6 protein-coding genes are annotated in these 13,923 nt (G+C 49.6%); 4 read left to right on the forward strand and 2 right to left on the reverse strand.

Features of this window, described 5'->3' with window-relative positions; translation table 11 throughout:
* Both HMPREF2955_RS12670 and HMPREF2955_RS12675 read right to left on the reverse strand, forming a co-directional pair.
* Window positions 1-3,862 (reverse strand): MG2 domain-containing protein (locus HMPREF2955_RS12670; RefSeq protein WP_070723814.1); only part of this gene is annotated, 3,862 nt, incomplete at its 3' end.
* A 143-nt stretch (window positions 3,863-4,005) separates the two neighbouring features.
* On the reverse strand, window positions 4,006-9,615 hold the full coding sequence (locus HMPREF2955_RS12675; RefSeq protein WP_070723815.1) for an MG2 domain-containing protein: 5,610 nt from the start codon (window positions 9,613-9,615) through the stop codon (window positions 4,006-4,008).
* 255 nt (window positions 9,616-9,870) lie between these two features.
* On the opposite strand from HMPREF2955_RS12675, the gene HMPREF2955_RS12680 reads away from it, so the two are divergent.
* The 4 genes from HMPREF2955_RS12680 (at window position 9,871) to HMPREF2955_RS12695 (ending at window position 13,320) form a co-directional block, all read left to right on the forward strand.
* Complete coding sequence (locus HMPREF2955_RS12680) at window positions 9,871-10,809, forward strand: M48 family metallopeptidase (RefSeq protein WP_083317728.1); 939 nt, start codon at window positions 9,871-9,873, stop codon at window positions 10,807-10,809.
* A gap of 30 nt (window positions 10,810-10,839) precedes the next feature.
* Window positions 10,840-11,610: a dihydroorotate dehydrogenase electron transfer subunit gene (locus HMPREF2955_RS12685; RefSeq protein ID WP_070723848.1), complete on the forward strand. Its 771-nt coding sequence runs from the start codon at window positions 10,840-10,842 to the stop codon at window positions 11,608-11,610.
* Window positions 11,610-12,518: a dihydroorotate dehydrogenase gene (locus tag HMPREF2955_RS12690; RefSeq protein WP_070723817.1), complete on the forward strand. Its 909-nt coding sequence runs from the start codon at window positions 11,610-11,612 to the stop codon at window positions 12,516-12,518. Before HMPREF2955_RS12685 ends, HMPREF2955_RS12690 begins: the two co-directional genes overlap by 1 nt.
* A gap of 178 nt (window positions 12,519-12,696) precedes the next feature.
* The gene (locus HMPREF2955_RS12695; RefSeq protein WP_070723818.1) at window positions 12,697-13,320 is read left to right on the forward strand and encodes a hypothetical protein; all 624 of its coding nucleotides are present in this window, start codon (window positions 12,697-12,699) and stop codon (window positions 13,318-13,320) included.
* Window positions 13,321-13,923: the final 603 nt, after the last annotated feature.

Raw genomic sequence — 13,923 nt, forward strand, 5'->3', positions numbered from 1 at the left:
TCGAGTTGGTGACAAGCTCGGTATCGCCCAGCAGGGGCAGGTAGTGTTGTTCGCCGTCGCTAAATCCTTTGCCCGTTACCGATATGCGGCATATCCACACACGTACGCCTGCGGTATAAAACTTAGTACCTTCTTGCAAGTTGAGTGGGAAACTAACGTTGGTGGTTTGACCGGCATTTACCGTGCAAGTCTTCGTTTCTGTGTAGAACGTCTTACCCGTTTCGGGATCTACAATCTCAATCAATGCCGTTCCCGTCAACGCCTTTTCGGAGGTATTGATTACGCGGGCAGTTATCCAACCCTTGTCGCCCAAACGCATAAAGCGCGGCATGTTGGGCTGTACCATCATCTTCTTGGTGGCCACAGCCTCGTTCTCCACCATCACGTTGTTCATTTCCTTGTCGGTGGCCAAGCCCATAAAGCGCCATGTGGTGACACTTTCGGGCAGCGTAAACTTGATAGCAACGTCGCCATTGGCATCGGAAGTGAGGGCCGGATAGAAGAAAGCCGTCTCGTTCAGGTTCTCGCGGATGGTGGGTTTGTCAGTAGAACTAGACTCTGGCTTAGCCTCAGGGGTTTCCTCCACGTCTTTGGTCTTCACCTCTTCGTATGCAACTGCGGATGCCCTGGTTTCTTTTGCAGAAACAGAAGATAAGCCCCTTACCCTAACAGAACCTGTTAGACTGCTCTTCCTGCTGTAACCGGAAACCACAACTTCTTCCAGTCGATCCCCTTTGAGACCAAACATCGAGGTGAAATAATAGGCCCAATCGAAGCACGACGTGTCAAACCGATAAAAGCCTAAGGAGTTTACGGGTAACGAGCGCAAGGGATTGCGGGAATAAACTTCGTAAGAGCGTAGGCTCCATGCCCACTGCCAGACGGCATAGGGCACGGGGAACGAGTAGCCTAAATCGAAACCCCAACGATGATTTACAATTTGGTCGAGCGACTTATCGTAAAGCGTAGCCATCAATTGCGCGTTGGCCGGCTTGCCGTCGGGATGCTTCAGGGTCAAAGTCCACTCTTCTTTCTGTCCGGGGGTGAGCTTATTTCTGAACGTTTTCCACTCGGCCAGCAATCGTTTGTCGGGTGTTGCTCTCCTGATACTTAGGGTGTGGTCGTAGTAATGGTCGTCCTTCACCCAAACATAGCTGATGGTTATGCCCTCGCCATATTCGGGTTTGTATGTGTAGGGGATGGTGATGAGCGAGTCGCTGAGTACGGTTGTGCCTTTTTCGAGAACCTTATCACCCGAATATATGGCGTAAAGCACGTAGGCATCTTTGAGCGAAGTGCCCACCTGCACGTACACGGGACTGCCATCGAGATTGAATTTCGAGGACGTTTGGTAGGCCCATATCTTCGAGTCGACCACAGGTCGGCTGTCGTTCATGCTGAAAAGCACGAACTCTTGGTCAACGGTATCGTTCTCGCAGACAGCCACCAGCCGATGTTTGCCCGACGCCAAGGCCGCAACATCGAATGCGATGGGTGTGTTGGCCTTAACCGTTTGGGTGGTCAACTCATTATCTATATAGTAGCGTACATCGCCAGGAATTTCTGCACCTGATGCGTTTCTGAAACTAAAAGCGATGCTTTTAAGGCTGTCTTTCTCACTTCTCTCTGGTAAATCACAACTCAACACCGTGAGTTTGCTACCTAGCGGCAACGACATGGAACCCAATCGGGTTTCGCCGCCTTGGTCTACAACGGTGGCTGTAACCTCGAAGTTGTAGAAACCTGGACGTTTCTTACCCTTAGGAAGGGTCAAGGGGATGTTCACACGGAAAGCTCCATCGTCGTCGGTCACCGTGCTTTCACGGGCTATTTCGTTTGGAGACTCGTCGTCATCCCTACTCCACCACCACCAAAAAGCGGGGTTGCGCTTAATCGTATAGGTAACTTTTGCACCCTGGACAGGCACGCCCGCAAAGCTCTTGGCGTGCCCCATAACCACCACCGTGTCGCCTGGGGCATACTTCTCGTTCACCTTGGGGAAAGAAACTTCGAACGTCGGGCGTTTGTATTCCTCAACTCGGAACGTTACGTTGCCACTTATCTTGCTCGATGCACTAACTCTGAATGTACCCGTAAGCCCACTGGTAGGCAACGTAAACTGTGTAGACAATTTGCCAAAGGCATCTGTAACGACCTCATTTTCGGCTACAACTTTCCAATTGGCATCATAAAGTTTAAGTTTTAAGCTTTGCCCGGCCGCGCCCTTACGTTCTAAGTCGGGTCCACGAAGCACCCAAATGCCTGCCACATGAACGGTTTGCCCTGGGCGATAGATGCTTCGGTCGGTGTACAGGTGCAGCCTAGGACTTGTTTTGTCGGAGCCATAATAGCGGTATTGGGTGTCATAAGCCGCTTCGTTGAAATAAGTATCGTCTTTGGCGTACACGTAAATGCCACGTATTTCGTTATCACCAAAGGCGTGTTCAAGTTCGCCGTCGGCACCACAAGTAAACAATTTCGTCTTTTCTTTCTCTTCTTCGTCATCGTAAAACCTCAGTCGCACCTTTGCATTGGGTACGGGATGCCCTGTTGTGGCGTTCAAAACGGCGATGCGCACACGGTCGTCTGGCAACTCTTGTAACACCGGAACGAGGTTGGTTACATTCAACAACACGCGGCGTGTGGGTACATTCTTGTTGTCGGGGATAATCTCCAACATGTACATACCTACGGGCAAGCCCTCCAATTGCAACGAGTCGTTTGTGAAGACATAGTTGGGCACGCCCACAAACTTGCGTTCGCGGGTAGCGGTTGGCACAGCTTTCATGTTCCTTCGCAGCTTGGCCAACACCTTAGGTTCTTCCACATCCCCTTCAAAGTCGCCATTTACGTTCAATCGCCACACCTTCATGGTTATCGTCTTGATGTTGCGTACGTTCGAAAGATACACCTGTTGGGGCTTTTGGGGCAGCAACATGTGGCGCACGCGCATGTTGAAAGTGGGGTTTATGCGTTCATTATAAGTATTGCGCAAAGTGTTCATGTTTTGCCAAGTGCCCCATTTCGACAGGGCGTAATTGATATATTCCAGTTCTTTCTCAACACCAACGTCGGATGCCGATTGCATCATGTTAGCACGTACGATGGCCAATTCGCCCGCTTCGGGTAAGTCGGCATACATGTTAATGAAAGAGTCGAGCTTATGAACGATACGCGACTTGTAGAACGAGAACCCTTTCCCGTCATCGTCGTCTTCGCCTTCATCGTCAGAATTGGAACGAAATCCCCTTTCAAACATCATGCTGGCCACGATGCAAGCAGCCCGTCTGTTGTCTGCTTTTGCGTAGAAGTCGTACAACAAGCGGTAGTTTCCTGCGGCCATTGCCAGCACATGCAACAGGTCGTTGTTGAAAATGCGGGAATCGACGCCAGGTAACAGCATCGGTTCGTAACCCTTGGCCTGCGTTTTGGCCAAGAGTTCGGGATGCTGCAACGACAAGTCGAAAAACGCTTGTGCCGTTTTACCGTCCTTATTTCTCAAATCGTAATTATTGCGATATATTTGTGCCAGAGCCGATTGGTACACGGCAGCCAAGACAGGTTCCGTGTTTCTCACCGCCAACTCTTCCGCTTCTATCCGTTTCACCTCGCCCAAAAGCGAGTCGGGAGATATGGCCGACTGCAAAGCGCCCTTGCAAACGGAGGCTTTAAGCAGCGAGCCGTATTGCTTATCGACCTTTGCTTGCTTCTCTATCTGCTGTAAAACGCCCAGAGCTGTCTTAGGCAAATCTTTCACCATTGCCACATCAAACTGTTTCCAAAGCTCGTTGTATCCATCAGCAAAAGCCGACTGACATACCATTATAAATAAGGCTAATGCCCAAAAAGCAATTTTCTTCATACGTCTTTCTGTTGTTTTAAGACCTGTTTATATCAAGTACGATCACGATGGGACACTACTCTGCCATTATAGTATTCGCCTCAACCGTACAAGTGGTGGGGGCATGGAGAAACCTGTGTGTCACTGTACATCACTGCCGCTGTTTACTTTACCGTTATGGTTAGGGCCTTGGTGCGTGCCATATACGCTGGGCTGTAAGCGCATTGCACGGTGCAAGTGCCCGTTGTGAATGTTCCGGGGCGATCTATATAATAGGTGTTCTCTATCACATGTGTGCCCTTTCGCATCATGTCTGTATAATAATAGGTGGCGTTGTCGCGTGGCGAACGGTAGTAACCGTCGCGATAGCCCGTCAGTTGGCTTGTCGGTTCCATGCAAGCGGCGCGTTTATCTACCACCTGAACGAAGTCGTAGTCGCGGTCGGCAGTGATGGTTATGCGCACCTTTACCTTGCTACCCACCTTCAATTCGCCGTCGTACAGCAGTTCGCGCTTAACGCTTAGCCCCATCGAGGCATCGGCAATGTCGGTGGTGCGCTGCGTAAACTGGGCGTAGACAGAACCCCACGACGTGCCGGGGGCGGTCTTGTCTACGGTGAAGGTGTTGAGGTTGGCACCCGTCATGGTGGTCTTTACGTAACCCAGACCAGCCGAGGCGTTGGGCGTTTCGAGGCGCTTGCCGTCCACTGAGAGCTTTGCAGGCGAGTCGGCAGCAGCCTGCAACACCTGCATGTTTCCGTTGAGGAAGGCGTAAACGGCATTCACACTGTTGATGGGCGTGTCCCAAACCTGCGTGCGTTTCTGCTGCAACAGCCAACGTTTCATCTCGTCGAGGGTGGTCGTGTCGTGGGGCTCGAGGGCCTGTATGGCCTCGATGGCGGCCACCTGCGTGGGTATCTTGTAGTCGAACCAGCTGTAATAGGCCTTCCGCGTGTCGTAGTAGCGGCCCATCTCTTCGGTAAACACGCTGTACTCGCGGATGCTCTGCAAATACTCTTTTCCCATCTGCGCGTAGCCATTCTTGGCCAAAATAACGGCTGCAACGGCCTTGCCGTAGATGGTAAAGGCGACAGGCTGCTTGGCCATACGACTGATGAGGAACTTGCGTTCGGCCTGTACGTCCTCGTAATATTCCTTGTCTACCAGCGAGCTTACATAGAGGTAGCGCACCGCCCATTCGCTTGGGAGCACGTCTTTCTCGCCTTTCTTCTCGCGTTCCTTTATCTCGGCCACTTCCTCCTTAACCGCAGTGCCCATAAACTTGAATGCCCTTTCCAGGTTGCGGTTCATGTCGGTGCGCCCGCCCGTTAGGGTTTGCAGGCGTGTTATCATCTCGGCAACCGCCAATGTTATTGAGGGACTGCTCTTCATATCCTCAAACCATCCCCAACCGCCGTCATACCTTTGCAGTTGGCGTAGCTTGTTCGTGGCCGTGTTGAGGCGTTGCGCGATGCCGTTCTCGTCGAAGAAATGCACCAATTCTTGGCGTTGACGGGTTTCGTTATTGCCTTCCCACACCCAAGGCGTTTCGTTCAGCACCAGCGTTTTCAGCTCCTCGTTCTTTTCAAGTTCGCTTACCATCGAGCCTTCACCATTCTTTTCCTGTTGCCACAGTTCAATGGTGCGCTTTATTGCGGGAACTTGTTTGAGCAGATAACTACCCAAACTATTTACATAGAACGAAGTAGCTAGGGATATGGCATTGCTTTCGTTAACACTACTCATGTATGGCAGGGTCTGCACCATCATCCAAGCGGGGTTGTTGGTATATTCGATGGTGAGGCGATTGTCGGGCCTGTTCACGGCGAAGAGTTTGCGCAGGTCTATGTTCAGCTTGCCTGGGCGATGCTGTGTAAAGGCCTTCGAGTTGGTGACAAGCTCGGTATCGCCCAGCAGCGGCAGGTAATGTTGTTCGCCGTCGCTAAACCCTTTGCCCGTTACCGATATGCGACATACCCAAACTTTTACGCCGGCAGTGTAGAACTTGGAGCCTTCTTGCAGGTCGAGCAGAAAGCTCACGTTCGTGGTTTGGCCGGCACTCACCGTGCAGGTTTTCGTGTCGGTATAGAACGTCTTGCCCGTTTCGGGGTCTACCATCTCAATCAAGGCCGTCCCCGTCAACGCCTTATCAGTCGTATTAATTACGCGGGCGGTTATCCAACCCTTGTCGCCCAGACGCATAAAGCGCGGCATGTTGGGCTGTACCATCATCTTCTTGGTGGCCACGGCCTCGTTTTCCACGATCACGTTATTCATATCTTTGTCGGTGGCCAAGCCCATAAAGCGCCAGGTGGTGACACTTTCGGGCAGCGTAAACTTGATGGCCACGTCGCCATTGGCATCGGAAGTGAGGGCGGGATAGAAGAAAGCCGTCTCGTTAAGATTCTCTCTAATGGCAGGTTTTTCGCCATTACCCGCTACTACCTCCTCATCAGTATTGTCAGCATAGCCTTTGTCCTTGCCTGCCTCCATAACTTCAAGTCTTTCGTCTTCCACACAATCGTCTGCCATAGAGGATAAAACAGCAATGCGCTTTATTTCATCATCGCGTTTCAAAACAGGCGCAGTAAATTTCACGTTTCCATTACCCACCGACTCATCTTCGTACAGTTCCTCAGCATAACTTAGTCCGTCTAGATAGTCAAAGGGGTCATCATACCGGAAACAAGCTTTTGAAAAACGGTAGAACCTAAACGAGGGAGTGGGTAGCAGACGCACTGGTCGAGAACCCGAAAGTTCTACTGAGGCGGGATTCCAAATCCATTGCCAATTAACAGAAGGCGCATTGAAATTATATCCCAAATCAAGCCCCCAATGGTGTTCCTTTATTCTTTCGAGCGACTTATCATAGAGTGTGGCCATCAGTTGGGCGTTGGCAGGCTCGCCATTGGGATGTTTCAGGCTTAGGGTCCACTCTTCTGTTTGCCCTGGCGTAAGCCTGTCTCTAAACGTCTTCCATTCGGCCATCAGCCGTTTGTCGGGTGTAGCTCTTACTATCGAGATGTTGCAGTCGTAGCATTCATCGTCTTTCACCCAAACATAGCTAATCGTTATGCCGTCGCCGTATTCGGGTTTGTAGGTGTAGGGGATGGTGATGAGCGAGTCGTTGATTATGGTTGTACCCTCTTCTAGAACCTTATTGCCCGAATAGATGGCGTAAAGCACGTATGTATCTTTCAACGATGTGCCCACTTGCACATACACGGGCTTGTTGTCGAGATTAAAACTTGATGCCGACTGATACGACCATATCTTCGACTCCACCACAGGACGGCGATCGTTCAAGCCGAAAAGCACAAACTCGCGGTCGAGCGTGTCGTTTTCACAAATGGCCACCAAGCGATGTTTGCCTGAGGACAGGGCGGCAGCATCGAATGGAATGGGCGTGTTGGCCACAACCGTTTGGGTGTTGCTCTCCTTATCTATATAATAACGTACGTTGCCGGGGATTTCTGCACCAGTGTTGTTCCTTACGTTAAACAGCAATGTTTTAATGCTGTCTTTCTCTATTTTGTCGGGCAGATCGCACGTCACCGAAACGGACTTGTACCCCAACGGCAGGCTTATCGCACACGAATGCGTTTCTCCGCCTTGGTCTACAACAGTGGCTGTCACCCTGAAAGAAAAAAAGGCACATTCCCATTTAAAGTAGGGAAGTTCCATAGGAACCCTCACGCTAAACATCCCTTCACTGTCGGTAACTGTGGTATCGTTGTCCGTTTCACCCGCATCTTCATCGACGTCGCAGCTTTGATAGCACCAAAATACAGGGCTACGCTTTATCGTATAGTACACTTTCGCCCCCTGAACAGGCACACCGGCGAAACTCTGCGCATGCCCTTTAACAACCACGGTGTCGCCCAAAGCATACTTTTCTTTCACTTCAGCAAAGTTCACGTCAAACGTCGGACGTTTATACTCTTCCACCCTGAACGACGTGCTGGCGTAATAATCTCCTTTTAACTTTATGGTGAAATTACCCGTAAGCCCATCTTTGGGCAAGGTAAATTGCGTTGCGATTTTGCCAAAGGCATCAGTAACAGCCTCACGCTCCCCAATTTCTTTCCCATTGGCATCACAAAGTCTTAGCGTTACTTTCTTTCCTGCTACGCTTTTACGTTCTAAGTCGGAACCGCCACAAGCCGAAATGCCAGCCACTTGCACAACTTGCCCTGGCCGATAGATACTCCTATCGGTATAAATAAACAATGTTGGCAGACCACTATGGTCGTTCCCTTGAATATAAAAACCAGACCAACCTTCTCTGCAAGCATACACGTCGGTTGGCGTATAGGGGAAAACATCCTCCAAATCTTCATTATATTCCAAACTACACACCACTTCACCATTGGCTTTACACGCCAAAGTCTCAACCCGCGTCTTGTAGTCCGTCCGATCTTTAATGGTCACCTCCACTTTGGCATTGGGCATGGGATGCCCCGTGGTAGCATTCAATACGGCGATGCGCACATTATTTCCGGGCTGTTCCTGCATCACGGCCGTAACATTGGTTACAAACAACAGCGAGCGTTGCACGGCCACTTCCTTGTTGCTGGGTATAAACTCTAACATGTATGCACCCACGGGCAAACCGTCCAACTGTATCGAGTCGTTCGAGAACTGGTACGCACTCTTGCCCACAAACTTACATTCTCTTGTGGCCGAAGGCACCGCCTTCATCGTCTTCCTAAGCCTTTGCAGCACTTGCGGTTTGTTTATATCTCCTTCAAAACGCCCGTTTATGTTTAGTCGCCACACCTTCATGGTGATGCTTGCGAGGTTGCGCACATTAGAGAAACGTACCTTTAAGTTTTTTTTCGGCAAGATAAGCCGCCTAGAAGCCACATCGAATGTAGGATTGGATGCCGTCTTCAAAGCGTTGCGCAACACGTTCATCCGTTTCCACGAGCCCCACTTAGACAAGGCATAATCGATATATTTCAGAACCTCGCTCTTTTTCACCTGCTCGGAGCCGTACATCAAGCTGTAACGATAGATGGCCAATTCGGCAACTTCGGGCAGGTCGGCATATACGTTCATCAGCGAATCGAGTTTACGAACGATGGGCAACTCATCAAATTTGCATGTGTCCTCTTCCCCATTTTCCTCGTTAACACTATCCGCAAAGTTGGTTTCCGTCTCTTCCAACATCAACCTAGCCAGCAGGCAAGCCGCTCGCCTATTTCCTACCTTCTCGTAATAGCGATACAACAAGCCGTACTCACCAGCTGCAAGCCCTAGCACATGCAGCAGGTCGTTATTAAAGACATGGCTATCCATGCCAGGAACCAGCAGGGGTTCGTAACCCTTAGCCGAAGTCTTGGCCAATAGTTCGGGATGTTTAACCGACAAGCTGAAATAGGTTCTGCACTTACTGCCGTCACCGTCTTTCAGTTCGTCGTACACATGATATAGCTGCCCCAAGGCCGACTGGTACACGGCTGCCAACACCGGCATTTTATCTCGCACGGCCAGTTCGGCCGCCTCTATTCTCCTTACCTCGCCTTCGAGAGAGTCGGGAGAGATGCTCACCATCACCTGTGCTTTGCAAAAAACGGCTTTAAGCATCGAGCCATATTGCTTTTCGGCCTTTGCCTTCTTTTCAATCTGCTGCAAAATGCCCATAGCCGTCCGTGGCAAGTCTTTCTTCCTTGCCACACTGTATTGTTTCCACAATGTGTCGTAATTGTCGGCAAAAACAGTCTGGCATACCATTATTAATAAGGACAATGCCAATAAAACAGCTTTTCTCATACGCTATCGTTATGTTTTAAGGCGAGGTTTATTAAGTTCGGGCGCAAGGGTGTGCAACTCTCCGATGTGCAAACATAACTTGGCCATGCCCTTTCCAAGTTCGCGCAACTAATGCAAAAGTAAAAAAATATATCTGAAAAGCAAAACTTTACTTCCTCGTTTTTATGCCTTTAACGAATAATATGGATGTTGCGGCACGTTTTCGTAATTAAATAACTAACTTTGCCTGAAAGAAAAAGATAAACAATGAGAAATATGAAGCGTTTAAACCATCTTCTTATCGGTGCATTGGCCGCCATGATGTTGGCCTGTGGAACTACCAGCCAAGTACCCATTACGGGGCGAAAACACTCGCTGCTCGTATCCGATGCACAAATACTTAGCCTCAGCAAGCAAGAATATGCCAAGTTTCTAAGCAGCGCCCGCCTATCGTCTAACGCCGCCAATACGGCCATGGTAAAACGTGTTGGCCAACGATTGGCACGTGCTGTGGAAACCTATCTGATGAACAATGGCTACCAAGACGAGATTAAGAACTTTGAATGGGAGTTCAGCCTCGTGGCCGACAATCACGTAAATGCCTTCTGTATGCCTGGCGGAAAGATCGTGGTTTACGAGGGCTTGCTGCCTGTAACCCAAAACGAAGCCTCGTTGGCCATCGTGCTGGGCCACGAAATCGCACACGCCGTTGCCAAACATTCGGCCGAACAGATGTCCAAAAAGATACGCCAAGCCTACGGCACACAGATTGGCGGCAGCATACTTGGCGCCATAGGTGGCGAAACTGTGGGTGGACTGGCGCAGGTGGCGGCAGGGCAATACTTCTCGTTTAGAAACTTGAAATACTCGCGCGACAACGAGTCGGAGGCCGACCACATGGGACTTATCTTCGCGGCTATGGCCGGTTACGACCCCTCGGTGGCTGTGGCCTTTTGGCAACGCATGGCGGCAAAGTCGGGTGGCGGCAACACTTCCGACATGTTTAGCGACCACCCCTCAGATGCGAAACGCATCGCCGCCATACAAAAGCTGCTGCCCGAGGCCATGAGTTACTACAAAGCCTCTGGCAACGCGCACGCCAACGCCCCTGCAACAACGAGCACAAGGCCAACCAGCACGCAACCCACCAACAAGAACAAGGGTTCGAAAGGCGTGTCAGCCGCTGGCTTATACCGAAACTCTAAGCGCAAATAGCGTAACAAAAAGAACATGCCGAACGAAGAAATGAAGAAGTTTTGCCTCGACCTCGACATCGTGGCCGTTGAGCGGCTGAACGCCCGCTACGTGCTTATCAGGCTCACCCACACCCAACCTTTGCCCCCAATGAAACCCGGACAATTTGTTGAAGTGCGGGTAGACCACTCGCCACAAACCTTTCTGCGACGCCCCATCTCCATCAACTATGTAGACATACTGCGCAACGAAATGGGCCTTTTAGTGGCTACTGTGGGCCACGGCACACGCCAAATGGCCTTGTTAAAGGCTGGCCACACGCTTAACTGCGTGTTCCCCTTGGGCAATCCTTTCACCCTTCCCGCATCGCCCAATGAGCGTTTCTTGCTCGTTGGCGGCGGCGTTGGTGTGGCGCCGATGCTTTTTCTAGGGCAAAAAATCAAGGAGATGGGCGCACAACCCACATTTTTGCTAGGCGCGCGCACAGCAGCCGACTTGCTGGAAATGGATCTTTTTGAACAAACGGGGCGCGTACTGGTAACCACCGAAGACGGGTCGGCAGGCGAAAAAGGTTTCGTTACCAATCACTCGGTGCTGCAAAATGAGACGTTCGACATGATTTCCACCTGCGGTCCCAAGCCCATGATGATGGCAGTGGCACGTTATGCGCGCGAAAAAGGCACGGCATGCGAGGTGTCGCTCGAAAACTTAATGGCCTGTGGCATCGGCGCATGCCTCTGCTGTGTGGAGAAAACGGTAGACGGAAATCTCTGCGCATGCAAAGAAGGACCTGTGTTTAACATTCAAAAACTGCTTTGGTAATGGCCATTCTCAATACGAATATCGGCAATTTGTCGATGAAAAATCCCGTGATGACAGCCTCTGGCACCTTCGGTTATGGCTTGGAGTTCGAAGACTTTGTGCCACTTGACGGCATCGGCGGCATCATTGTAAAAGGAACAACCTTGCATCCACGACAAGGTAACGACTATCCGCGCATGGCCGAAACGCCGCAGGGCATGCTAAACTGTGTGGGATTGCAGAACAAAGGCGTTGACTACTTCGCCGAACACATCTATCCCAAAATCAAGGACATTGACACACGCATGATTGTGAACGTGAGTGGCAACACACCCGAAGACTATGCAGAATGTGCCGCACGTATAGATGCACTCGAAAACATACCTGCCATTGAGCTGAACATTTCGTGTCCCAACGTGAAAGAGGGGGGAATGGCCTTCGGAACGACTTGTGCAGGAGCTGCTAGCGTGGTGCGCGCGGTGCGTGCACGCTACGGCAAGACGCTTATCGTGAAACTTTCGCCCAACGTTACCGACGTAACGGAGATTGCACGAGCAGTAGAGGCGGAGGGTGCCGACAGCGTGTCGCTCATCAACACACTTATGGGTATGGCTATCGACATCGAACGGCGGCAGTCGGTTTTAAGCATCAACACGGGTGGCCTAAGTGGTCCGGCCGTTAAGCCAGTTGCCTTGCGCATGGTGTGGCAGGTGGCAAAGGCGGTGAAGATACCCATCATCGGGTTGGGCGGTATATGCAATGCCACCGATGCCATCGAGTTTATCATGGCTGGCGCATCGGCCATTCAGATTGGCACCGCCAACTTCCTCGACCCTACCGTTACCATTAAGGTACGCGATGGCATAAACCAATGGCTAGACAATCATGGCGTTAAAGACATCAAAGAGATTGTAGGGGCGGTTGGATAAACGGTTTTATGGGCGCGTTGAAGTATGCCTGCCATTCGTCCATACATCCGAAATATCCCGAATCCTGGCTCAACATTCATCTAGCAATGGGCAAACGGTTTATTTGGGCTTAGCATCACAAAGATAGTTAAACAACTTCTCAAATTATAGTAATGTTAAAACTCAAGGCGCCTTCAACATGTCAGAGATAAGATTAACAGCAGATAGTCCAGGTTATGTTAGTGTATGGGAAATAGAGAATGACCTATACGACTTTAGCAAAGTAATAAACAAAAAATACAGCCAAATTGATTTTGATTTTGTTTTTTGTTTCAGAGCGTTGCATACAACACGGGGCATCCGCTCAAAAGTCCGATTCGAGAAAGACAGTAACTATTTAGGCATGGATTTAATCATGTCATTAGATGAATTTAATCCACATAAAAAGAACGTTTCTATGCAACGGCGGATTATGGGTAAACATTTCTTCCCCTTTTTTGCAGAGAACATAAAGAAATACAGAAACAAGTTGCCCGTGCTCAAGCCCATCGAAAAAGATTTGGTGGAGGACATGCGGCTATTTCTCATTGAAAACCTTTGGCTGCCTGACGATAGTGGTAGTTTTAAGTTGACGATTATAGAAAAGGTTTCTTACGACCGTGCAATTGCATTATTTGGAAATCCAAAACAAAAGACATTTATGGATACCGAAGATGGTAAGGCGCATGACATCATGTGGGAAGTGGACGAACAGACTAGGTTATCGGCTCAGTACAAATTGAAGGATAAAGTTTGGGTACTAGAGAACTATAAGATAGCATGAAGATTTGAACCAAACACATTGCTTCAAGGAACAAAATAAATTCTAAAACAGGGCGTCCATTTGCTTATGCAAGAGTGTTTTGGGCAAGAGGCGTAAGCGGATTTCGTCTTGACTTTTAATGTTTCTATAAGTTGAGTAGTCTGTTACCTTTGTGATACCAACACAAGATAAACATCCTTCTCATATACGAAATGTAGGACAAATCAACCCACTGGCTCATAAACTCACGAAAAACAACAAATCCCGAACGAGTCAACTCATCAACTTATAGGCTCACCAACTTACAAACTCAAAAAATCATCTACTTGTAATCTCATCAAGCCACCAACTCATCAAACTTACCAACTCGCCACCCTTGCCGACTCACCACTCTTGCCAACCCGTTAATTTGTTAATTCGTCAACTAAGCAACTCAACCACTTAAAACTTAAATTCTTATTATTTATTTTACAACACCGCTCTAATTTTCCCTCCGTTCTAGGGAAAATGCAGGTCAAAAAGTGGGTAAATAGCCACTATTTTTAACCTTTCACGCCTTTCGACTTGTCCGTTTTTAAGAACAAAACCGCCATTTTGCACCATTTTGCCTTTCTAGTTTGGTTG

The organism is Prevotella sp. HMSC073D09, from assembly GCF_001814145.1.
Lineage (GTDB): Bacteria > Bacteroidota > Bacteroidia > Bacteroidales > Bacteroidaceae > Prevotella > Prevotella conceptionensis.

Excerpts from the sequence above, each read along its gene's own strand:
- HMPREF2955_RS12685 (WP_070723848.1), top strand. The coding sequence starts at position 10,840 with ATGAAGAAGTTTTGCCTCGACCTCGACATCGTGGCCGTTGAGCGGCTG.
- HMPREF2955_RS12690 (WP_070723817.1), top strand. The coding sequence starts at position 11,610 with ATGGCCATTCTCAATACGAATATCGGCAATTTGTCGATGAAAAATCCC.
- HMPREF2955_RS12680 (WP_083317728.1), top strand. The coding sequence starts at position 9,871 with ATGAAGCGTTTAAACCATCTTCTTATCGGTGCATTGGCCGCCATGATG.
- HMPREF2955_RS12675 (WP_070723815.1), bottom strand. The coding sequence starts at position 9,615 with ATGAGAAAAGCTGTTTTATTGGCATTGTCCTTATTAATAATGGTATGC.
- HMPREF2955_RS12695 (WP_070723818.1), top strand. The coding sequence starts at position 12,697 with ATGTCAGAGATAAGATTAACAGCAGATAGTCCAGGTTATGTTAGTGTA.